Genomic DNA, 22,329 nt, shown 5'->3' with positions numbered 1-22,329 from the left:
GCCTATCCCGGCCGATAGGCGTCGCGCAGCGCGCGGCGGTTGATCTTGCCGGTGGGCGTGCGGGGCAGGGCGTCGATGCGGACGAACTCGCGCGGTTGCTTGTAGCGGGCGAGCGAGGTCGCGGCGGCCTCGCGCAGGGCGTCCGCCGTGGCCGGACCGGTCCAGAAGGCCGCGATGATCGAGGCGCCGCCGGCGACCGGCAGTTCGGTCACCGCGACATCGCCCGCGCCGGGAACGGGGACCAGCGCGTCCTCGACCTCGGCCGGGGCCACGCGATAGCCCCCCGCGTTCATCATGTCGTCGGCGCGGCCCAAGGTGGAAATCGCTCCGTCCCCGGCCGCGACCGCCAGGTCGCCGGTCAGGAACCAGTCGCCCAGGAATTTTTCTGCGGTTTCAGCGGGCTGGTCCAGATACCCCAGAAACAGCCCCGGATCGCGGCGATGCACGGCCAGCACCCCCGGCTCGCCTGCGGGCAGGGGCTGGCCGTCGGGTGACAGCACGGCGACGCGCCGCCCCGCCTGCGGATAGCCGGCCGAGCCCTCGGGCGCCGGGCGGTCGGGCGAGCCGGACAGAAAGGTCGAGCATTCCGACATCCCCATCGCCTCGTGCAGGTCCGTGCCGGTGCGTGCCTGCCACTGGCGGCGCAGTTCGGGGTCCAGCCGCTCGCCCGCGGCCAGCCCGTGGCGCAGCTCGGGCAGCGCGTCCCAATCGGCGCGCAGCATCCGGCGAAATACCCCCGGCGCGGCGGCAATGATGGTGGCGCCGTGACGGCGGGCCAGCAGCGGGATCTGTTCGATCGCGGTGCCGTCGGCGGGGATCAGCGCGGTGGCGCCGGCGGTCCAGGGGTCCATCAGCCCGGTGCCCAGCGTGAAGGTCCAGTTGAACGCCCCCGCGTGCAGCAGTCGGTCGCTGGCGCGCAGCCCATACCAGCCCTGAAACATCATCGCCCGCGCCAGGATCGCCCGATGCGCATGCATCACCGCCCGCGGCCGGCCCGAGCTGCCCGAGGTATAGACGATATAGGCCAGCCGCTCGGGGTCTCCGCGCTGGAAATCGGCGGGGGACAGGGATTCCATCGCGGCCAGATCGCGGACCGGCAGCTGCGGCGTGTCGCCGGCGGGCAGGGCTACGCCTTTGCCGGCGATGACCAGCGCGGGGCGGATGTCTTCGGAAATGCGGGTGATCTCGGCGCTCGTTAGCATGGCCGAGGTCGGAACCGGCACGATGCCCGCGGCGATACAGGCCAGATAGGCGACCGGAAACGCCGGCTCGTTGCCGATGCGCAGCAACACCCGGTCGCCGGGCCGCAGCCCGCGCCCGATCAGCCCCGCCGCCACCCCCAGGACCGCCTGCCGCAGCCGGGCATGCGACCAGCGGTCGGCGCGGCTGGGCGAGATCACGGCAAGCGCCAGCCGGTCCGGCGTGGCCAGCCCCGCGTTCAGGACATGTTCGGCAAGGTTGAAATTCTGCATGGCGGGTTCAGCATGAAAGAAAGCGCCGAGGCGCGGCGATGATGTGTCGCCAAAGAAAACGGCCCGCGTCGCCGCAGGCCGTTGCGTCGCGCGGTCGAAAGCCCCGCAGCCCTCAGGTCAAAGCAGTTGCAGATCCGACGCCGAGGCGCGGCCGTCGCGGCCCGATTGCAGCTCGTACTGGACTTTCTGGTTGTCGTTCAGGCCGGTCAGCCCCGCACGCTCAACCGCGGAAATATGGACGAACACGTCCTTGCCGCCATCGTCGGGCGCGATAAAGCCGTAGCCCTTGGTGGCATTGAACCATTTGACGGTGCCGGTCGCCATGACCCTGTCTCCTTCAGTATCCCGGCGGCGAGATTGCCGTCCGGGCCGAGCAGCCCTTTCGCAGTCCGGCTGCCCCGTGAAGGGAGGCGGTAGAAAGTATCGCTCACGCGCAAGCGAGGATGAACGATTCGCGGGCGAACGCAAGCGCAGATTTAAGGCGCAACCGCGGCGAAACCGCCCGACGCGCGCTTTTCCGCCAGCCGCGGGCTTCAAGCCGGGCGGGCCCGGCCATTGCCGCGTTCGCTGCTTTTCAACTGCGCTTCGGGCGGTCCCAAATATCCTCGGGGGGAGTCGCCGCAGGCGACGGGGGGCAGACAGCCCCCTGCCACAGCGCCGCCCGCACCGCGCCGAAACCCCGGATCAGCCGCGCAGATCGGGCGGCGTCGCCTCGGCCGCAAGCGCGGCCAGCGCCGCATCCAGCGGCTGCGATTGCGAACCCTGCCGGTCCAGCCGGCGGATCGAGACGCTGCGGTCCGCGACCTCTTTCATCCCCACCGCCATGATCACCGGCACCTTGGCGACCGAATGCTCGCGCACCTTGTAGTTGATCTTTTCGTTGCGGATGTCGGCCTCGGCGCGGATGCCGGCGGCTTGCAGCGCCGCCGCCACCTCATGCACGTAATCATCGGCGTCCGACACGATCGAGGCCACCACCACCTGCCGCGGCGCCAGCCAGAACGGCAGCTTGCCGGTCGAGTTCTCGATCATGATGCCGATAAAACGTTCAAAACTGCCCAGCACCGCGCGGTGCAGCATGATCGGGCGGTGTTTCGCGCCATCGGCGCCGACATATTCCGCGTCCAGCCGTTCCGGCAGGTTCGGGTCCACCTGCAACGTGCCGCATTGCCAGTCGCGGCCGATCGCGTCGCGCAGCACGAATTCCAGCTTGGGACCGTAGAACGCGCCCTCGCCGGGGAACAGCTCGTAATCATGGCCCGCGGCGCGGCAGGCGTTCCCCAGCGCGGCCTCGGACCGGTCCCAGCTTTCGTCGGAACCGATGCGCTTTTCGGGGCGGGTGGACAGCTTGATGCGCCAGCCTTCAAAGCCCAGATCGGCATAGATCGCGGCCAGAAACTCGATGAATTTCCTGGTCTCGGCCTCGATCTGGTCCTCGGTGCAGAAGATATGCGCGTCGTCCTGGGTAAAGCCGCGCACCCGCATGATCCCGTGCAGCGCGCCCGAGGGTTCATAGCGCGCGCATGACCCGAATTCTGCCATGCGCAGCGGCAGGTCGCGATAGGATTTCAGCCCGTGGTTGAAGATCTGCACGTGGCAGGGGCAGTTCATCGGCTTCAGCGCGTTGATGGTCTTGGTCTTGGCGTGATCCTCGTCCACCTCGACGATGAACATGTTTTCCTGATAGTTTTCCCAGTGCCCTGATTCTTCCCACAATTTCCGGCTGACCACCTGCGGGGTGTTGACCTCGACATAGCCGCCGGCGCGCTGGCGGCGGCGCATGTAGTCCTGCAACGTGGTGTAGATCGCCCAGCCGTTGGGGTGCCAGAAGATCTGGCCGGGGGCTTCTTCCTGCATGTGGAACAGGTCCATCTCGCGGCCCAGCTTGCGGTGGTCGCGTTTCGCGGCCTCTTCCAGCATGTGCATGTGAGCCTTCAGCTCGTCGCGGTTGCGGAACGCCACGCCATAGATGCGTTGCAGCATCGGGCGCGTGTTGTCGCCCAGCCAATAGGCGCCGGCGACATGGGTCAGCTTGAAGGCATCGGCCGGCAGCTGCCCGGTCGATTGCAGATGCGGGCCGCGGCACAGATCCTGCCAGTCGCCGTGCCAATACATGCGGATCGGCTGGCCCTCGGGGATGCGGTCGAGCAGCTCGACCTTGAAGGGCTCATTCGCCGCCTCGTAATGGGCGCGGGCGCGGGCGCGGTCCCAGACCTCGGTGCGCACGGGATCGCGCGCGGCGATGATCTGTTTCATCCGCGTCTCGATGGCGCCAAGGTCGTCGGGGGTAAAGGGTTCCTCGCGGTCAAAGTCGTAGAACCAGCCGAAATCGCGCACCGGGCCGATGGTGACCTTGACGTCGGGCCACAGCTCCTGCACCGCCCGCGCCATGACATGGGCGAGGTCGTGGCGGATCAGCTCCAGCGCCGGGGCGGCGTCCTTCATCGTGTTGATGGCGATGGTGCCGTTTTCGGTCAGCGGCCAGGCAAGGTCGATATGCTGCCCGTCCAGCGTGGCGCTGATCGCATTCTTGGCCAGGCTGGGCGCGATCGAGGCCGCGACCTGCGCCGCCGTGGTCCCGGCGGGATAGTCGCGCACGCTGCCATCGGGAAAGGTCAGGGAAATCTGGTCGGCCATGTTCGGCTCCTCGTCGGTCTGGCGCCCACGGAACGCCCGGTTGCGGGTTATCGGCCCGCTTTGCAGGCTGGGGCGGCTGCTGTCAATGTGGCCAAGGGGTGCGGAGTGGCGGTGTTGCAGCCTGCGGCGATAGCCCGCAGAAGGCGCTCATGACAAAATGCATTAAGAAATATTTCTGCAACATCGCGGCCAAACTGCGCACGCGGGCCGCGGGTTCATACTAATTTAATGTAATCACTGGTATATCCATCGCAATCTGGAGGAAAATCAGGATCTGGTGATGAAGTATCTTGTGTGCCTGCTCGCTGCGGTGACGTTCCTGGGCGCGTGTGGCGGCGACGGCGGTGGTGAAGGCGGCGTCTCGAGCGGCAGCGGTGCAGGTAGTGGTGTCGGGGGTTCCAGCGGCGGCGGCAGTAGTGCCGGCGGCGGCAACAACGACAATGTCCCCGGATCGTTCGCCGGCTTGTATGATCAGTTTACCCAGATACATCTTGCGGATCACCATCCCACGGACGCCGCCCAGTTGCCTGCGGGCGGCACTGCAACCTATAGTGGCGCCGCAGTCTTTGGCAGTCCGGCTATAACCGGAAGCCCGGTATTCGCGTCCTCCGCAGAGATGCAGGCAAACTTCGGAGACTCTACTGTTTCAGGCCGATTCTATAATTTTCAGCCGCAAGGCGCCACCCCGATTTTCGGAGAATTGATTTTCCAAGGCGGTGTAATTCAGGGCGCTGAATATGAGGCCGCCTTGGTGGGCGAGATAAACGCTTCGGGCCAGAATTATGACGTTTCCGGTAGTGTGAACGGCATATTCCGGGGTGATCATGGCGAAATTGTCGAAGGGCAAATTACCGGTCAGATCGATTCCGGAAATTCGGGCGGGGGTAGCTTGCCATGGCTTAGCGGAGTCATGAAGCTGGAGTAAAATTGGCATTTTCTATCACCGACCGGCGCTTTGTTGCGCCGGTCTTTTTCATTGAGTGTGCGTGGGTGAAATGCGTATTATCTTAACCATCCTCGCAATCGTTTTTGCCACCGGCCACCTGCACCGGGCAGAGGCCTGGACCCGCGATCAATTGTCGATTGCGCCAACACTCATGAAGCAGGAATTGCTGTCCGCCGATATTGCACATCCTGAGATCTGGCAGCTGGCGGGGCGGCTTGCTTATCATGAAGGTTATGGAAGTTCTCGACCCGCTAGACGCTCGTCAAGCTGGTCATTGCGGCCAATTCTGGCCTATGACGCAAATGCCAACAACGGATTTGCCAATGACGCGATTGCAATAGGGGGTCTGGAATTTCTTGTCGACGAGAGATTTCGACGAAAATCAGCCGCGGTCGCTGGTGCATCGCTAGGTGGAAATCATGTATGGGGCCTGTCAAAAAGAATTTCCCTGCATTTCGATCATACCGCGCGCTATGTTCATGCTATCGATGCCGATTACGATAAATGGGAATATGCGTTGCAACCCTGTTTGAATTATTTTCTTTCAGCCACGTCGCGCGCATTTGCCTGCGCCGCCGCAGAGCGGTCGGTCACCAAACTTAGCGCCCGCAGCGAAAAATCACTTTCTTTCGGCATGTCTCGCGCGTATTCCGTGGGGTCATACGTAAACAGCAGCCAGTTGACGATCATGCGATCCGCGATAGACAGCGGGATTGATTATTTCCAGAACTCTGTCACCTACCAGCACCAGGTTTTGCTGGGTAACGCCATGCTGCTAAGCGGGCGGATAAAGCTTTCCGAAGGCGTTGAAGGGATTTTTTCCGGACGGGAATCTTTCCAGATTTCTGCCGCCAGAATGGTTGGTAGGCGCAGATACGAAGCATCCATATTTCAGGAAAACCGGCGGGGGGCAGCTTTCTGAATGAACCAAGAAAGGAAACACTGCGCGGAGTTGTAGTGTCGGCGCGGCTTTCCGATGTATTGGGCGTGCGCATCGGAAGGGTGAGAAATGAAGCATCCAACAGTTTTCATGACGACCAGTTCACGATATTGGACGTAAATCTCGACCTGTTGCGACTGCGTTGAGCGACGGTCTGTAATATCCCTTTACATCCGGGCCGGATGCTATTTTCTTGCGGCACTTGTCAGTCTTTCGGGGCCGACGAAAAAAAGGAGTTCGAGATGTTTCAGGCGGCGACGGGGCGGCGGCTGGCGTTTGAGCGGGTCGAGGGGCGGGGGCCCGGTGCGGGCGTGGTGTTTCTGCACGGGTTCAAGTCGGACATGGGCGGGACCAAGGCCGTCGATCTTGAGGCATGGTGCCGCGAGCAGGGGCGGGCGATGCTGCGGTTCGACCTGTCCGGGCACGGGCAAAGCGGCGGCGCGGTCGAGGATTTCGGCATTGGTGACTGGTTGCAGGACGCGCGCGAGCTGATCGACGCGCTGGCGCCGGGGCCGCAGGTGCTGGTCGGCTCGTCTCTGGGTGGTTGGCTGGCGTTGCTGCTGGCGCGGGAGCGCCCCGAGCGGTGGGCCGGGCTGGTCACCATCGCCGCGGCGCCGGATTTCACCCGGCGGATGCAGGATGAATTCACCGACGCCGACCTCGCGGCGCTGGCGCGTGACGGGCGCGTGGCCCGGCCCAGCGACTATGGCGAGGATTACGTGTTTTCCCGGCGCCTGTTCCGGCAGGGCGACGAACACAGCGTCTTTGCCACGCCGCTTGCGCTGCCGATGCCGGTGCGCTTTCTGCAAGGCACCGCGGATGCGGATGTGCCGATGGCGGATGCGCTGCGGCTGCTGGACCACGCCGAAGGGCCGGACATCCGCCTGACGCTGGTGCGCGGCGCCGACCACCGTTTCAGCGCGCCGGCCGAGTTGGCGCTGATCCGCGATGCGGTGGCCGGGATCTGAAACAGGCGCCTGACACATCCCGGGCCTGATCCGCGCGCGCAGGGCGGGTTGGCCCGATCAAGCCGATTTTCACAAACCTCTGACAGGGCGCCGTCACTCTATGGGCAGGTGGCCCTGTAAAAGCAGGGAAACCAGCTCGGCCTGGCGATTGGTCCGGGTTTTCTGAAAGATATGGCGCAAATGAAATGCGACGGTCGTGCGCGAGACTGCAAGCTCATTTGCAATCTGCATCAGGGACTTGCCCTGTATCAGCAGGGACGTGACCTGGGATTCCGATTGTGTCATCCCAAAGACAGTCGCGAAATCCGGCGGGCCTGCGGCGGAAAAATCGGATCGCCCCGAGCGGATGCGCCTGATCTGGCGAAGCCTTGCCTCGATTGTCGCCAGCAAAAGATCATAGTCGATCGGCTTGACCAGATAATCATCCGCGCCCCGCCGCTTGCCGTCGACGACCTGCCGCGGATCGGCAAGGGCCGACAGGAACACAAAGGGGATTTCCGCGTGAGCCGCGTCCTGTTCCCTTAATGCGTCAAGCACATCATAGCCCGACAGGCCGGGCATCGAAATATCGCAAAGAACCAGATCGGGGTGGGTTTTTGCCAGAATTCCAATGGCCTCGGCGCCGCTGCCTGCCTCGATCACGGCATAGCCGGCCTCGGCCAGCTCATCGGCGATGTCGCGGCGCAATTGCATCTCGTCCTCGATGCAAAGAATGACCGGAGGGTTTGGCGCCGTCAGCGGACAGCCGGTCATGTCGCCCCCATCTCGGCGGGGCTGGGTCTTGCATCGCCCGGACGCTGCCCGGCACGGGGAAGCAGCAGGGCAAGGCGGATCGTGCCGGGATCGGGGTTGCGCAGCAGCACGTCGCCCCCTTGCAGCCGCGCCAGCATCCTTGCCATGTAAAGCCCGACGCCAATGCCCGGGCGGCCCTCGGCGTTGCTGCCGCGGAAATAACGCTCGAACAGCCGGTCCTGCTCGGCGGGGTTTTCCAGCGTGCCCTGATTGGTGACCGCACATTCGACCTGTGCGCCCTCAGCTGCAAGCTCGATAAGGATCGGAGTCCCGGCAGGTGAATATTTCACCGCATTGGCAACGAGATTGGTCAGGATGTTTTCGACATGGACCGGATCGCAACTGGCGATCACCGGATCATCGCCGCAGGGCCGGACCAGAAATTCGCGTCCCCCCGTCTGGTCGGAACATATCTGCGCGATGATCCCGCGCAGGTCGCAGGGCCGGCTGCGGACCTCAATCTGGCCTGCATCCAGCCGGGCGGCGTCCAGCGTGCTTTCGACAAGACGGGTCAGGCGGGCGATGGCTTGGCGGGCGTTGCCGCCCCGCTCAAGCACCTCGTCGGGCGTCAGCTGGTCACGGCGGCGCATCAGGCGGTGCAGCGCGGAATCGATGATGGCCAGGGGCGTGCGGAACTGGTGCGAGATCATCGTGCCGAAATTGCGGTAAAGCTCGGCCGTCGCCCGTTCACGGTTGAGGGCGGCGTCGAGTTCGCGGGTGCGGGCCTCGACAAGCTGTTCCAGCCGGTCGCGGTGATCGGCAATTTCCTTTTGCGCGTCCCGCCGTGCGGTCACATCCGAAATCAGCAGGATCGCGCCGATGATCCGCGGGCCGTCACGCAAGGAAAAGCAGCGCAGGTCCAGATAAAGCGAGGCGGCCTGATGCGGCGGGAAAAACGGCTGGTCGAACAGCGTGGCCGGGCGCCCGTCAATGGCCGTGTCGATTATCTGCTTGACTGCATCCACCTGAAAAAAGCCGGATATATCGGCCAGCGTGCGGCCGCGGGCATCGGCGCCGCGCTGGCCGAACAGCTGTTCGGCGGCGTCGTTCCAGACCGTGCAGCGCCGCGCTGTATCGACCGCCACGATGCCTTCGCCGCTTGATCCGATCAACAGCCCGGACAGCGCCTTTTCCTTGTTGAGAAGCCGTGTCCGCCGGCGCGCGTTTCTGGTCGCCACCAGGAAATTCCCGCATAGAACGGCGCCCGCCAGCGATATGCCGACAAGCGATCCGATGATCTGCCAGATCTGCGCCCGGGTCGCATCCAGCCTGCTGCCCAGATCGTCCCATTCGGCCACCATCGCCCTGTTGGCGGCATCCGCAAGCGCGGCATTAAAGGGGCCGAGGATCGCGCGGACCTGCGGCGGGTCTTGTGGCGCAAGTCGCGCCAGAAGCGATGCCAGTTCGGGAAGCTTGCCGCGCAGGCTGTCCAGCGCATCGGCAAAGCCGAGCTCTTGCATCCGGCGGCGTTGCGGCCCGTCGTCCAGCAGCGCCAGCCGGCTGAGGAACACATCATGGCGCAGATCCAGCTGCGCCCGGTCCTGTTGCGCGGGGGCGGCGCCGACCATTTCGCCCAGCTGAAGGCTGGACAGATGCGCCCGCGAGATCACCCACAGCATGTTCTGCGTCGCCTCAATACGCATGTCGCGTTCGATCGTGGACAGCCGCATCAGCGAAAACGCCAGCAGGGCGATGAAAATGACGATGGCAAGCACGGGCAGGACTATGCCGAATATCGCGCCGGCCGCGTTTTTCATTCTATTTCCAGCCATCGCAGCTGCCAGACCCAGCGATAATCGTAACGGATGTCGCGCAGCTCGGTATGCTGATCGCGGGGATAGACGATCCACAGCGGCCCCTTGTCCGACGGCACAAGCGCCTTGCCGTCCATCTCATAGGCCACGACCACGTCGAAGCGGTCGAATTCCTCTATCGCGATGTCGATTGCATAGTCGTTGAACGCCCGTGCCGTGACTGTGGTGCCCTGCGCCCCGACAAGATCAAGCAGGTCGCGCATCAGAAAACCGTCGAACCGGCGGATGCCGTCGGTGACGGCGGTGGTGGTGTCCAGCCGCGCGCGGGGCAGGGCCTTGAGCATCTCCATGTCGAAAACCGCCGCGCCATCCGCGTTGGTCCGTGAAACCGCGCCCCGCACCTCAAGGACCGGCGCCGATGTCGCAGGCGGCAATCGGGCAGGATCATCCACCTGGGACAGGGCCGGAAACCCGGCGCACACACAGCCCAGCACAGCCAGGACAAGCCGTCTCAAACCGCTTTGCTCCATCTTGCGACCGATTTTCGGCGGCTTCCTTCCGCTGCCCCCTCTTTTAGCTGAAATCGACAACATCTCAACTACAGCGCGATTTTTTTACATGTCCCTGTTCAAATGAACGGGGCGCTGCTGCCTGTCCGTTGCTAGACACCCGGGGCGGAAATATCGGGTGAGGCATATGTGGGATTTCAGCATCGGCGGGGCGCTGGCAATGATGGGGCGGACGCTGCCGTTCGTCGTGTTGCGCATGGTGGTCTATTTCGGCATCGCCCTTGGCTATGTGCTGGTCACCGGAACCGGGGCGGGCATCGGTTACGGGGTCGGCGGCTTTGGTGACGAAGGGTTTCGGGCCAGTTCCACCCTGTGGGGCGGGGTGGCCGGCTTTGGACTGTTCGGGGCGCTGATGTATTGGGCGCGCGAATATATCCTTTATATCGTCAAGGCCGGGCATATCGCCGTTCTGGTCGAGCTGATCGACGGCCGGCCCATGCCCGCGGGCAGGTCGCAGATCACCCACGCCACCGCGGTGGTCAAACAGCGCTTTGCGCAGGCCAGCCTGCTGTTTGTCGTCGACCAGCTGGTCAGGGGGGTGATCCGCGCGATCACCGGCCTGGTGCGCGGCATCCTGACCATCCTGCCGGTTCCGGGCGCGCAGCAGCTCGCGGGTCTGCTGCATGGTTTTCTAAGGGTCGCGGTCGGCTTTATCGACGAGGTCATCCTTGCCCACGCCATCCGCACCGGCGCGACCGATCCCTGGGCCTCGGCGCGCGAGGCGCTGGTGCTTTACGGCCAGAATTACAAGGTGATGCTGAAAAACGCCGCGTGGCTGGCCGTCATCGTCTATGCGCTCAGCCTGCTGGTGTTTGTGGTCATGCTCGCGCCCGCCGCACTGGTCGTCTATCTGATGCCCGGCGCATGGGCGGCGGGCGGCGTTGTCTTTGCGCTGCTGTTTGCGTGGTCGGTCAAGGCTGCCCTGCTGGAACCTTTTGCCGTCGCCTGTCTGATGCAGGTCTATTTCCGCACGATCGAGGGCCAGCGGCCGGACCCCGAATGGGACGCCAGGCTTGAACAGATGTCCTCGCATTTCCGCAAGCTCAAGGGGCGGATGTCCGGTGATCGCATCGCTCCGGCTGCGTCGCAGGGGGAAATCGCATGACGTTGTTTCTGAAAGCCGCCGGTCTGAAAGCCGCCGTCGCGGCGCTAGCCCTTGGCTTTGCCAGCCTGCCCGCCGTTGCGCAGGAAAGCCCCGGCACCGTGCTGGTGCTGGATGCCTCGGGGTCGATGTGGGGCCAGATCGACGGCGTGAACAAGATCACCATCGCCCGCGAGGTGGTGGCGGATATTCTGGCCGATTTCCCCGCCGGGCAGGATCTGGGCCTTGTCGTCTATGGCCATCGCGAACGCGGGCAATGCAGCGATATCCAGACCGTCATCAGCCCGGCGCCGGGCACCGCGCCCGAGATCATCAAGATCGTCAATGAACTGAACCCGCGCGGCATGACCCCGATGACCGATGCCGTCATCGCCGCCGCCGAGGCGCTGCGCCACACGGAACAGGCCGCTACGGTCATTCTGGTTTCGGACGGGATCGAGACCTGCAACCCCGACCCCTGCGCGGCCGCGCGGGCGCTGGCCCGGTCGGGCATCGACTTTACCGCCCATGTCATCGGCTTTGACGTCAAGGACGAGGCCGAGGCCCTGATGCAGATGCAATGTATCGCCGAGGAAACCGGCGGGCGTTTCCTGACCGCCGACAATGCCCGGGAACTGACCGAGGCGCTGCAACAGGTCGTCGCCGCGCCGGTGGCCGGGACATTCACCTTTGCCGCCCATATCGGCGATGCGGGGGGCGGGGACCGGCCGGTCTGGGGCTGGCAGGCGCTGGCGCAGCCCCTGCCGCTGGTGCCGGACGTGGTGCGTTGGGATATTTCCAGCCGCGATCAGGGCGTTGTCCAGCAGGGCACCGGCAATCCCTTTACTGTCGAGCTGCCTTTTGGCGAGTACGAGGTGACGGTGCATTCGCAGCTCCATGACATATCCTCGCAGACCCGGAACATGTTTTCGCCCCAAAGCGCGCGCGAGGCGCATGTGACCTTTCCCCCCGCGCCGCCGCAGCCAGAGCCCCCAGCAGCCACCGTCACGGCCCCCGATCAGGTGGTGGTCGGGTCGGTTTTCCCCGTCAGCTGGCAGGCCGAGGGGCTGAACCCCCGCGACTACGTCACCATCGTGCCCGTGGGGGCCAAGGCCGGCGCCTATACCGATTACCACCGCATCGCCGACAAGTCCGAGGGCAGCCTGCGCGCCCCCGCCGAACCCGGGCTGCACGAGGTGCGGATGCAGACAGAGGGGACGGGCGAGGTTCTGGTGTCCACTCCGATCGAGGTGGTCGATGCCAAGGTCACGGTGACTGCCCCCGATCAGGTGGTGGTCGGCTCGGTTTTCCCCGTCAGCTGGCAGGCCGAGGGGCTGAACCCTCGCGATTACGTCACCATCGTGCCCATGGGGGCCAAGGCCGGCGCCTATACCGATTACCACCGCATCGCAGACAAGTCCGAGGGCAGCCTGCGCGCCCCCGCCGAACCCGGGCTGCACGAAGTCCGCTTTCAGATGGAGGGCAGCGGGCGTGTGCTGGCGTCCACTCCGATCGAGGTGGTGGACGCCAAGGTTACGGTGACTGCCCCCGATCAGGTGGTGGTCGGCTCGGTTTTCCCCGTCAGCTGGCAGGCCGAGGGGCTGAATCCTCGCGATTACGTCACCATCGTGCCCATGGGGGCCAAGGCCGGCGCCTATACCGATTACCACCGCATCGCCGACAAGTCCGAGGGCAGCCTGCGCGCCCCCGCCGAACCCGGGTTGCACGAAGTCCGCTTTCAGATGGAGGGCAGCGGGCGCGTGCTGGCGGCCGCCCCGGTCGAGGTGGTCGAGGGCAAGGTCACCGTCAGCGGTCCCGACAAGGTCCGGGCCGGCACGGAAATGGCGCTGCACTGGGACGGGGCGATCTATCCCCGCGACTATATCACCATCGTTCCGGCCGGGACCAAGGACGACGATTATGGGGATTATATACGTGTCGGCGACCTGTCCGAGGGGAAAATGACCGCGCCCCCGGATGCCGGGCTTTACGAGATCCGCTATCATCTGGAACGTGAACGCCGGGTCATGGCCCGCCATCCGGTCGAGGTTCTTGCCGCCGACGCGCCGATGGATGACGGTGCCGGGCTGGAGGTTCCCAAGACCGGCAAACCGGGTGAAACCATTACCATTACCTGGAACAGCGGGCTCGAGGCGGGTGATCGGCGCGTCGCCTTTGCCCGCGCCGATCAGGCGGATTTCAGCTGGATCAGTGCCGAAAGCATCACTGGCCGCGACAATCTGGAAATTACCCTGCCCCCGGACCCGGGCCGCTACGAGCTGCGCTTTCTGGACATCACCAACCGCAAGGTTCTTGGCCGTTCGATCATAGAGGTGAAACCATGAGACGGACCCCTGTCCTGCCCGCCGCAAGGGCCGCTGCCGTGACGGTCGGCCTTGTGCTTGCCGCCGTGCCGGCCCGGGCGGAAATCGACGGACACGGCCCGGATGCGTGGCGCGTCACCGGGGTTTCCGCAAGCGACCACCTGAACGCGCGCATGGGGCCGGGCACGAATTACCCCGTCATCGAGACCTTTGCCCATGATGAGCGCGGGATGCAGCAAATCACCTGCGTGCCGTTCCATACCCACGCGCATTATCAACGCCTGACCCAGGCGCAGATCGACGCGCTGCCGCAGCGCTGGTGCCTGATGCGCAGTGCCTCGATGAGCAAGGCCGGATGGGTGGCGCAGCGGTTCATCACCCCCGACGGCACCGAGCCTGTGGCCCATGGACGTCCTGCCACCTCAGGTGCCGGGCACCAGCCCTATGCGGCGGTTGCGGGTGTCGATCCGGTCGCTCAGGCGGTGGATCTGGTGCGCGAGGTCTACGAGCGGCAGTTCCAGTCCGAAAACAGCTCGCTTCCCGGCCCGTTCGATGCCTCCGTGGCGGATGAGTATTTCACCGCGGACATCGTGGCATGGCTGGCCTCGGGGCAGGTCGGCGCGCATCCGCTTTATGGTGCGCAGGACTTTGACGGCACGATTGCCGAGCCGGTCCCGGATCCCGACGCTCCCATGCTGCGGGGCATGATCACGATCAATGTCGATTTCACCAATTTCGGCCAGCGACAGCGGGCGGTGTTCTATATCCGCCCCGATACGACACGGCCCGAGGCGCCGCTGCGCATCTTTCGCGTCGAGCATGACGGCTGGTCCTATCCGTGATTTCCTGACCCTGCCACTGGCAAATGGCGCGCTTTCGTGATGCAGAGTGCGGGCGCTTGTGCCCGGTGGTTTGAAGACATGCAGGAAATGAGGCTGGATCAGGGTCAGCTATTGGCGGTTGCGCCGATGATCGACTGGACGGACAGGGCGTGCCGCCGGTTTCACCGGCTGCTCAGCCGCCGGGCGCTGCTGTATACCGAGATGATCACCGCGCCGGCGGTGATCCACGGCGACCGGGCGCGGCTGCTGGACCACGGCGCGGCCGAGCATCCGGTGGCGCTGCAACTGGGCGGTTCGGAGCCGACCCAGCTGGCCCAGGCGGTGCGGATCGCGGGCGATCGTGGCTATGCCGAGATCAACCTGAACGTGGGCTGCCCCAGCGACCGGGTGCAGTCGGGCTGTTTCGGGGCGGTGCTGATGAAGACCCCGGCGCTGGTGGCCGATTGCGTGGCGGCGATGCAGGAGGCCAGCCCGGTCGAGGTGACGGTGAAATGCCGCATCGGCGTCGACGATCAGGATCCGGCCGAGGTGTTGCCGGAATTTCTGTCCATGCTGGAACAGGCCGGCGTGCGCCGCGTCATCATCCATGCCCGCAAGGCCTGGTTGCAAGGGCTGAGCCCGCGCGAGAACCGCGAGATCCCGCCGCTCGACTATCCGCTGGTCCATGCGATGAAGACCGCCTTTCCGGCGCTGCATCTGTCGATCAACGGCGGCATCGGCTCGCTCGATCAGGCGCGAGCGCAGCTGGCGGTGATGGACGGGGTGATGATCGGGCGCGCGGCCTATCACGAGCCATGGGCGATCCTGGGGCAGGCGGACGCGCTGTGGGGCGATGCGCCTGCGTTTTCCGACCCGTTGCAGGTGGCGCAAAAGATGCGCGGCATGATCGCCCGGCATCTGGAATCCGGCGGGCGGATGCATCAGTTCACCCGCCACATGCTGGGGCTGTTCCACGGCCGCCCCGGCGCGCGCGCATGGCGGCGGATCCTGTCCGAGCGGGGTGCCTCTGGCGGGCTGGCGGAATACGATGCGGCGCTGGCGGCGGTTCAGGGCGACGCCGCATAGGCGGCGGCGCCGCAAGCGGGGGTTTTCCACCCCATCGTCGTATACGACGATCCCCCGGAGGATATTTTCGTGATGAAGAAATGTCTTTACCCGACGAGGGGGGGCGAGGCGGGGCGGCGCTGGCATCGCCGGGCCGGGCGCGTTATGGGCGGGCGGTTTGATGCCATGAGGTTCCCATGACCCTGACCACCATGTTGCCCTATCTGGCCGCGCTGTTGCTGGCCGGTGGTTTTGCCGGGATCCTGGCCGGGATGCTGGGGGTCGGAGGCGGGATCGTGCTGGTTCCGGCCTTTATGGCGATTCTGACCGCGGCCGGCTATGGCGGGCCGGATGTGATGCAGATCTGTCTGGCGACGTCGCTGGCGACGATCTTTGTCACCTCGATCCGTTCGGTGCTGGCGCATCACCGCAAGGGCGCGGTGGAGTGGGAAATCCTGCGTCACTGGGCGCCCTGGATCATGCTGGGCGCCATGGTCGGGGTTTGGCTGGTGTCGCGGCTGGGCACGCGCGAATTGCAGCTGATCTTTGCGGTGCTGGTGTTCGTGGTCGCCAGTTTCATGCTGGTCAGCCGGGCCGAGTGGCGGCTGGCCGAGGCCCCGCCCACCGGCGCGCGCCGGGCCGGAATGGCCGGAGCTATCGGGCTGATCGGCGTGTTGCTGGGGATCGGCGGCGGCTCGCTGGGGGTTCCGATGCTGACCCTGCACGGGCGGCCCATTCACCGGGGGGTGGCGACGGCGGCCGGGTTCGGGGCGGTGATCGCGCTGCCCTCGGTGCTGAGCTTTCTGTTTGTCCCCGCGCGCGAGGCGCCGCCGGGCACCGTCGGCTCGGTCAACCTGCCGATGTTCGGCATCGTGATCGCGATGACGCTGCTGACCGCGCCCTTGGGCGCCACGCTGGCGCATGGGGCCAATCCGCGGCTGCTCAAGCGGTTGTTTGCGCTGTTTCTGATGGCGGTGGCGCTGAACATGCTGCGCAAGGCGCTGCTTTAGGTTTTTTCTGCCGCTTTGGCGGCGTCCCACAGCGCGTCCATTTCATCCAGCGTCGAATCCTCGGGGCGGCGGCCCTGTGCGGCCAGCGCCGATTCGATCGACTGGAAGCGGCGGGTGAACTTGGCGTTCGCGGCGCGCAGGGCTTCTTCGGGGTCGATGTGCAGGTGGCGGGCCAGATTGGCCATCACGAACAGCAGATCGCCGAATTCCTCGGCCAGATGGGCGGGGTCGGCGGCTGCTTGCGCCTCGACCAGCTCGGCCGTTTCCTCGGCCAGCTTGTCCAGCACCTGCGCGGGGCCCGGCCAGTCAAAGCCGACGCGGGCGGCGCGGTTTTGCAGCTTGATCGCGCGGGTCAGCGCCGGCAGCCCCAGCGCCACGCCTTGCAACACGCCGCGTTCGGCGCGGGCGGCGCGTTCCTGCGCCTTGATCGCTTCCCAGTCCTGCACCTGCTGCGCCGCGGATTTGTCGCGCGATTCGTCGCCGAACACATGCGGATGCCGCGCCACCAGCTTGTCCGAGATCGCCCGCGCCACATCCGCGAAATCGAACATGCCCGCCTCGGATGCCATCTGCGCGTGAAACACCACCTGTAGCAGCAGGTCGCCCAATTCGCCCGGCAATTCGTCCCAAGCCTGCCGGGCGATGGCGTCGGCGACCTCGTGCGCCTCTTCGATGGTGTAGGGGGCGATCGAGGCGAAATCCTGTTCGATATCCCAGGGGCAGCCGGTCTGCTTGTCGCGCAGCGCGGCCATGATGGCGATCAGGCGCCGGGTTTCGGCGCAGGCGTCGGGGGTGTGCGGCATGGGGTGCCTTTGGTTGTCGGAAACGCGTTGCGGAAAAAGACACGAGGTCGGCCGGAAAGTCCACCGCGGGCGGATGCCGGGATCGTGAACGGGCTGCGCGCAAACCCCGGCCGGAGGCGGCGGCGGCAGGCGCCGGGATTTCTGGACAAGCCGGGGGCGCGCGACTAGGTTCTGCGCCAATCCGGCCCGCGGCCCCTGCCGCCGGGTCTTGACAGGAACCTGCACAAGGACCGCGCCTTCATGCTGATTACCCCTGCCTATGCCCAGGCCGCGGCCCCCGCCGCCGGCGGCGGCGCTGCATTCGCCCAGTTCATTCCGCTGATCCTGGTCTTCGTGATCATGTATTTCCTGATCATGCGTCCGCAGCAAAAGAAGATGTCCCAGCATCGGGCCATGGTCGCGGCGCTGAAAAAAGGCGACAACGTGGTGACGCAGGGCGGCATCTTCGGCAAGGTCGTGGCCGTGCGCGACGACGATGTGGATGTCGAGATCGCGCAGGGCGTGCGCATCCGCGTGGTCCGTGCGACCATCGCGCAGGTGGTTGACCGGGCCGGCGCCCCCGCCGCCGCCAACAGCTGAGCAGGCGGCCGCGCGCATGGTTCAGATCTCTGCCTGGAAACGCATCGCCATCCTCGGGGTGATTCTGCTGGGGCTGCTTTATGCGATGCCCAACCTGTTCTATCAGCGGGTCGAGACCCATAACGACGCGGTGGTCGCGGCCGAACGCGCCGGGTTCGAAAGCCCCGAACAGGCCGCAGCCCGCGCACAATGGCCGGGCTGGCTGCCCTCGTCGCTGGTGGCGCTGGGGCTGGACCTGCGCGGCGGCGCGCATCTGCTGGGCGAGGTCAACACCGCCGAGGTCTATGCCTCGCGCATGACGGCGCTGTGGCCGGAACTGCGCGACGATCTGGCCCAAAGCCGCGACGTGATCGGCCCGGTGCGCCGGGTCAAGGGCCCGGCCGACCAGCTGCTGGTCGAGATCGGCAACCCCGACCAGATGGCCCGCGCGGTGGAAATCGCGCGCAAGCTGGCGGCGCCGGTGGCCTCGCTGACCGGGGCAGGGGGGTCCACCCTTGACATCACCGCGCGGGGCAACACGCTGATCGTGCAGCTGTCGGCCGCCGAAAAGGCCGCGACCGACGACCGCACCATCCAGCAGTCGCTGGAAATCGTGCGCCGCCGCGTGGATGAGGTCGGCACCCGCGAACCCACCATCCAGCGGCAGGGCAAGGACCGCATCCTGATCCAGGTGCCGGGCATCGGCTCGGCCGAGGAACTCAAGGCGCTGATCGGCACCACTGCGAAACTGACCTTCAACCCGGTGATCGGGCGCGGCTCGGACCCCGACGCCGCGCCGGGGCTGGGCAATATCATCGTGCCCTCGCTGGACGAGCCGGGGGTGTATTACACGCTGGCCGAGGCCCCGGTGGTCACCGGCGAGGATCTGACCGACGCCCGCCCGGGGTTCGACCAGAACGGCGCGCCCTCGGTCGATTTCCGGTTCGGCCCGCAGGGGGCGCGGCGGTTCGGGGCCTATACCTCGGCCAATGTCGGGCAGCCCTTTGCCATCGTGCTGGACAACCAGGTGATCTCGGCCCCGGTGATCCGGCAGGCGATCACCACCGGCTCGGGGCAGATCTCGGGCGCGATGGATGTCACGGAATCGAACCAGCTGGCGGTGTTGCTGCGCGCCGGCGCCCTGCCGGCCGAGATGACATTCCTTGAGGAACGCACCATCGGCCCCGAGCTGGGGCAGGATTCCATCGACGCCGGCCGCAAGTCGGCGATGATCGCCACGGTGCTGGTCGTCGGCTACATGATCGCCAGCTACGGGCTGTTCGGGGTGTTCGCCTCGGTCGCGGTGATTACCAACGTGATCCTGATTCTGTCGGTGATGGGGGCGATCGGGGCAACGCTGACCCTGCCCGGCATCGCCGGCATCGTGCTGACCGTGGGCACCGCGGTCGATGCCAACGTCATCATCTATGAACGCATCCGCGAGGAACTGCGCAGCGGCAAATCCGTGGTCAAGTCGATCAACGACGGCTTCGGCGAGGCGATGAGCGCGATCATCGACGCCAACCTGACCACATTCATCGCGGCGCTGGTGATGTTCTTTCTGGGGTCGGGGCCGGTCAAGGGCTTTGCGGTGACGCTGACCATCGGGCTGGTCACCTCGGTCTTTACGGCGATCTATTTCACCCGGCTGATGATCGTCATCTGGCTGGAATGGCGCAAACCCAAGACGCTGGTTCTGTAAGGGGACGAACGACATGGCATTCCGTCTGAAACTCGTCCCCGACGAAACCAGCATCGATTTTTTCCGCTGGCGCTGGCTGACCAACGGCGTGTCCATCGTGGGGATGATCGTCTCGGTCATCCTGATCGTGACGATGGGGCTGAACTTTGGCATCGACTTCAAGGGCGGCACCACGATCCGCACCGAAAGCTCGAACGCCTTCGAGGTCTCGGACTATCGCGAGGCGCTGAGCGGGCTGAACCTGTCCGACCTGTCGATCACCGAGGTGTTTGACCCGACCTTCGGCCCCGACCGCCACGTCGCCCAGATCCGCATCGGCACCGAGGGCGAGACCGGATCGGTCACCCCCGAGGAACTGAACCGGATCGAGGCCGCGCTGAAACAGATCGACCCGCAGGTGATGTTCGCCTCGGTCGAATCGGTCGGGCCAAAGGTCTCGGGCGAGCTGATCAAGACCGCCTTTTACGCGGTGGGGGCGGCGGCGCTTGGCATCCTGCTGTATATCTGGATGCGTTTCGAATGGCAGTTCGCGGTCGGCGCGGTGGTGGCGCTGATCCACGATGTGCTGCTGACGGTGGGCATCTTTGCGGCGTTCCAGATCCGCTTTGACCTGTCCACCATCGCGGCGTTGCTGACCATCCTGGGCTATTCGGTCAACGACACGGTGGTGGTGTTCGACCGGCTGCGGGAAAACCTGGTCAAGTTCAAATCCATGCCCCTGATCGAGGTGATGAACCTGACCGTCAACGAAACCCTGTCGCGCACGGTGATGACCGGCGTCACCACGGCGCTGGCGCTGGGGGCGATGCTGATCTGGGGCGGCGACGTGATCCGCGGCTTTGTCTTTGCGATGTTCTGGGGGGTCGGCGTGGGGATCTATTCCACCGTCTATCTGGCCAAGAACATCGTGCTGTCGCTGGGCGTGCGCCGCGACTGGGACAAGCCGGTGCGCGGCGAGAAAAAGGAACTGGACGAGCTGGCGGGCTCGCCTTTCCGGGACGCACCCTGATGGCCGAGATGCAGGACACCGACTATGGCGGCGCGACCCCGGTCGACGGCTATGGGCCGGGGTTCTTTCGGGTCGGCGGTCAGGTCCATCGCTCGGCGCTGATCGTCACCGCCTCGGGTCCGCAGGACTGGGGCGGGCTGGACGACGCCGCCGCGCTGCTGGCGCTGGCCGGGCAGGTGGATGTGCTGTTTCTGGGGCTGGGTGCGCAGATCTCGCACCCGCCGCGCGCGCTGGTGCAGGTGCTTGAGGACGCCGGGCTGGGGGTCGAGCCGATGACCAGCCCCACCGCCGCGCGCTGCTACAACCTGACCCTGGCCGAGGGGCGGCGCGTGGCCTGCGCGCTGATCCCGGTCTAGGCGGGGCGGGCGGGCGTGATGGAGCCGCTGCTCAGCGTCCGGGGGCTTGCCGTCTCGCGCGGCGGGCGCCGCGCGGTCGAGGGGGTGGATTTCACGCTTTCCGCCGGGCAGGCGCTGATCCTGCGCGGCCCGAACGGCATCGGCAAGACCACGCTTTTGCGCACCGTCGCCGGGCTGCAACCCCCCGCCGCCGGTCAGGTCGAGGCCGACCCCGACGCTATTGCCTATGCCGCCCATGCCGACGGGCTCAAGGCCGCGCTGACCGTGGCCGAGAACCTTGAATTCTGGCGACTGGTGTTCGGCGGCCCCCCCATTGCCGCCGCGATTCAGGCGATGGATCTGGGCGCGCTGGTCCAGCGTCCGGCGGCGATGCTGTCTGCGGGGCAGAAACGCCGGCTGGGGCTGGCGCGGCTGCTGGTCACCGGGCGCAGGGTCTGGGTGCTGGACGAGCCGACCGTGTCGCTGGACGCGGGCTCGGTCGCGCTGTTCGCGGATGCAGTGCGCGGGCATCTGGCGCAGGGCGGCGCGGCGCTGATGGCGACACACATCGACCTTGGCCTGCCCGAGGCGCAGGTGCTGGACCTTGGCCCCTTCCGCGCCGTGGGCGCCCCCCTGCGCAGCCGCGCCCCCGCCAGTTTCGACGAGGCATTCGGATGATCGCGGTCGTGCCGGCGTCACCGTCGCAGCGGGGGTTTTGCACCCCCGCACCCCCGCAGGATATTTATGAACCGCCCGAAGAAGGGTTGGAGGGGCATCCAGCCGGACGTGGGATGTCCTGCGCGCCTGCCGATCCGCGCTTGCTTCGCGCGCCCTGGGATATTCCTGCAAGAGCAACTGAAAGGAGTCGCGCATGATCGCCCTGCTCATGCGCGACTTGCGGCTGGCCACCCGGGCGGGCGGGGGATTCGGGCTGGGACTCGCGTTCTTTCTGATCGTCTGCACGCTGGTGCCGTTCGGCGTCGGGCCGCAGGGCGGCACGCTGGCGCTGATCGCGCCGGGCATCCTGTGGGTGGGGGCGCTGCTGGCCTGCCTGCTGTCGCTTGACCGCATCTTTGCCCTGGACTGGGAGGACGGCAGCCTTGACCTGCTGGCCACCGCCCCCCTGCCGCTGGAAGGCGCGGTGCTGGTCAAGGCCGCCGCCCACTGGATCACCACCGGCCTGCCGCTGGTCGCCGCCGCGCCGGTGTTCGGCATCCTGCTGCATCTGCCCGGCGCCGCGCAGCCGTGGCTGGTGGCGGCGCTGGCGCTGGGGACGCCGGCGCTGTCGATGCTGGGCGCGTTCGGCGCCGCGCTGACCGTGGGGCTGCGCCGCGGCGGGCTGCTGATGTCGCTGCTGGTGTTGCCGCTATATGTGCCGACGCTGATCTTCGGGGCCGAGGCGGTGCGCCGCGGTGCCGCCGGCGGCGACGGCACCACGCCGCTGGTGCTGCTGGCCGGGATCACCATGGCGGTGCTGGCGGCGATACCTTTCGCCGCAGCCGGTGCCCTGCGGGTCAACTTGCGGTAATGGGGCTTCACGGCG

At 66.1% G+C, this 22,329-nt stretch carries 21 protein-coding genes; 14 read left to right on the top strand and 7 right to left on the bottom strand.

The annotated features are described in order from the left end of the window. Window positions 1–2 precede the first annotated feature (2 nt). From BLW83_RS01825 to thrS, 3 genes are all read right to left on the bottom strand, one after another. Window positions 3–1,472, bottom strand: coding sequence for a class I adenylate-forming enzyme family protein (locus tag BLW83_RS01825; protein ID WP_090844986.1), 1,470 nt, complete (start codon window positions 1,470–1,472; stop codon window positions 3–5). 117 nt (window positions 1,473–1,589) lie between these two features. After that, a complete protein-coding gene (locus tag BLW83_RS01820; protein WP_090844984.1) occupies window positions 1,590–1,796 on the bottom strand; it encodes a cold-shock protein in 207 nt (68 codons plus the stop codon). A 360-nt stretch (window positions 1,797–2,156) separates the two neighbouring features. Further along, complete coding sequence (gene thrS, locus BLW83_RS01815) at window positions 2,157–4,109, bottom strand: threonine--tRNA ligase (protein WP_090844982.1); 1,953 nt, start codon at window positions 4,107–4,109, stop codon at window positions 2,157–2,159. Window positions 4,110–4,389: 280 nt separating this feature from the next. Here thrS and BLW83_RS15390 point away from each other — a divergent pair, with 280 nt between their 5' ends. From BLW83_RS15390 to BLW83_RS01805, 3 genes are all read left to right on the top strand, one after another. Then, window positions 4,390–5,034, top strand: a complete 645-nt coding sequence (locus BLW83_RS15390; protein WP_143042717.1) for a HupA family protein — start codon at window positions 4,390–4,392, stop codon at window positions 5,032–5,034. A gap of 61 nt (window positions 5,035–5,095) precedes the next feature. Next, complete coding sequence (locus tag BLW83_RS15385; protein ID WP_143042716.1) at window positions 5,096–5,977, top strand: hypothetical protein; 882 nt, start codon at window positions 5,096–5,098, stop codon at window positions 5,975–5,977. A 260-nt stretch (window positions 5,978–6,237) separates the two neighbouring features. Beyond that, window positions 6,238–6,963, top strand: a complete 726-nt coding sequence (locus tag BLW83_RS01805) for an alpha/beta fold hydrolase (protein ID WP_090844977.1) — start codon at window positions 6,238–6,240, stop codon at window positions 6,961–6,963. 93 nt (window positions 6,964–7,056) lie between these two features. Here the strand turns inward: BLW83_RS01805 and BLW83_RS01800 are convergent, their stop codons facing one another. Genes BLW83_RS01800 through BLW83_RS01790 form a run of 3 tightly spaced genes read right to left on the bottom strand, consistent with a single transcriptional unit; the run spans window position 7,057 to window position 9,943 of the window. Next, complete coding sequence (locus BLW83_RS01800) at window positions 7,057–7,716, bottom strand: response regulator transcription factor (RefSeq protein ID WP_090844975.1); 660 nt, start codon at window positions 7,714–7,716, stop codon at window positions 7,057–7,059. After that, window positions 7,713–9,512, bottom strand: a complete 1,800-nt coding sequence (locus BLW83_RS01795; RefSeq protein WP_177172457.1) for a sensor histidine kinase — start codon at window positions 9,510–9,512, stop codon at window positions 7,713–7,715. The genes BLW83_RS01800 and BLW83_RS01795 overlap by 4 nt, the downstream gene beginning before the upstream one ends. Then, complete coding sequence (locus tag BLW83_RS01790; RefSeq protein ID WP_218139061.1) at window positions 9,509–9,943, bottom strand: putative pterin-binding protein; 435 nt, start codon at window positions 9,941–9,943, stop codon at window positions 9,509–9,511. The genes BLW83_RS01795 and BLW83_RS01790 overlap by 4 nt, the downstream gene beginning before the upstream one ends. A 262-nt stretch (window positions 9,944–10,205) precedes the next feature. On the opposite strand from BLW83_RS01790, the gene BLW83_RS01785 reads away from it, so the two are divergent. The 5 genes from BLW83_RS01785 (at window position 10,206) to BLW83_RS01765 (ending at window position 16,379) form a co-directional block, all read left to right on the top strand. Beyond that, complete coding sequence (locus BLW83_RS01785) at window positions 10,206–11,183, top strand: hypothetical protein (RefSeq protein WP_090844971.1); 978 nt, start codon at window positions 10,206–10,208, stop codon at window positions 11,181–11,183. Next, on the top strand, window positions 11,180–13,504 hold the full coding sequence (locus tag BLW83_RS01780; protein ID WP_090844969.1) for a vWA domain-containing protein: 2,325 nt from the start codon (window positions 11,180–11,182) through the stop codon (window positions 13,502–13,504). The genes BLW83_RS01785 and BLW83_RS01780 overlap by 4 nt, the downstream gene beginning before the upstream one ends. Continuing rightward, window positions 13,501–14,325, top strand: coding sequence for an SH3 domain-containing protein (locus tag BLW83_RS01775; protein ID WP_143042712.1), 825 nt, complete (start codon window positions 13,501–13,503; stop codon window positions 14,323–14,325). The genes BLW83_RS01780 and BLW83_RS01775 overlap by 4 nt, the downstream gene beginning before the upstream one ends. A gap of 78 nt (window positions 14,326–14,403) precedes the next feature. After that, a complete protein-coding gene (gene dusA / locus BLW83_RS01770) occupies window positions 14,404–15,390 on the top strand; it encodes a tRNA dihydrouridine(20/20a) synthase DusA (RefSeq protein WP_281245505.1) in 987 nt (328 codons plus the stop codon). 176 nt (window positions 15,391–15,566) lie between these two features. After that, complete coding sequence (locus tag BLW83_RS01765) at window positions 15,567–16,379, top strand: sulfite exporter TauE/SafE family protein (RefSeq protein ID WP_090844965.1); 813 nt, start codon at window positions 15,567–15,569, stop codon at window positions 16,377–16,379. Here the strand turns inward: BLW83_RS01765 and mazG are convergent. Beyond that, window positions 16,376–17,182, bottom strand: a complete 807-nt coding sequence (gene mazG / locus BLW83_RS01760) for a nucleoside triphosphate pyrophosphohydrolase (RefSeq protein WP_090844963.1) — start codon at window positions 17,180–17,182, stop codon at window positions 16,376–16,378. The two genes, BLW83_RS01765 and mazG, sit on opposite strands and share 4 nt — an antisense overlap. A 240-nt stretch (window positions 17,183–17,422) precedes the next feature. Between mazG and yajC the strand changes: the two genes are divergently transcribed. From yajC to ccmB, 6 genes are all read left to right on the top strand, one after another. Beyond that, window positions 17,423–17,761 (top strand): preprotein translocase subunit YajC, encoded by a 339-nt coding sequence (yajC, locus tag BLW83_RS01755; RefSeq protein WP_090844961.1) that lies wholly within the window; start codon window positions 17,423–17,425, stop codon window positions 17,759–17,761. Between the two features lie 16 nt (window positions 17,762–17,777). Beyond that, window positions 17,778–19,442 carry a protein translocase subunit SecD gene (secD, locus tag BLW83_RS01750; protein WP_090844959.1) on the top strand — a complete coding sequence of 555 codons (1,665 nt, stop codon included), beginning with the start codon at window positions 17,778–17,780 and terminating at the stop codon, window positions 19,440–19,442. Between the two features lie 13 nt (window positions 19,443–19,455). Next, the gene (gene secF / locus BLW83_RS01745; protein ID WP_090844957.1) at window positions 19,456–20,451 is read left to right on the top strand and encodes a protein translocase subunit SecF; all 996 of its coding nucleotides are present in this window, start codon (window positions 19,456–19,458) and stop codon (window positions 20,449–20,451) included. Next, window positions 20,451–20,807 carry an Mth938-like domain-containing protein gene (locus BLW83_RS01740; protein ID WP_090844955.1) on the top strand — a complete coding sequence of 119 codons (357 nt, stop codon included), beginning with the start codon at window positions 20,451–20,453 and terminating at the stop codon, window positions 20,805–20,807. Before secF ends, BLW83_RS01740 begins: the two co-directional genes overlap by 1 nt. Window positions 20,808–20,825: 18 nt before the next feature. Next, entirely contained in the window at window positions 20,826–21,464 is a 639-nt protein-coding gene (gene ccmA, locus BLW83_RS01735; protein ID WP_090844953.1) for a heme ABC exporter ATP-binding protein CcmA, read from the top strand. Window positions 21,465–21,657: 193 nt separating this feature from the next. Continuing rightward, on the top strand, window positions 21,658–22,314 hold the full coding sequence (ccmB, locus tag BLW83_RS01730) for a heme exporter protein CcmB (RefSeq protein WP_073066634.1): 657 nt from the start codon (window positions 21,658–21,660) through the stop codon (window positions 22,312–22,314). The last annotated feature ends 15 nt before the right edge of the window (window positions 22,315–22,329 follow it).

Origin of the sequence: Paracoccus alkenifer (assembly GCF_900108405.1) — a bacterium.
In the GTDB taxonomy this organism is placed as follows: Bacteria; Pseudomonadota; Alphaproteobacteria; order Rhodobacterales; family Rhodobacteraceae; genus Paracoccus; species Paracoccus alkenifer.
This window is presented reverse-complemented; position numbering and strand designations above follow the sequence as displayed.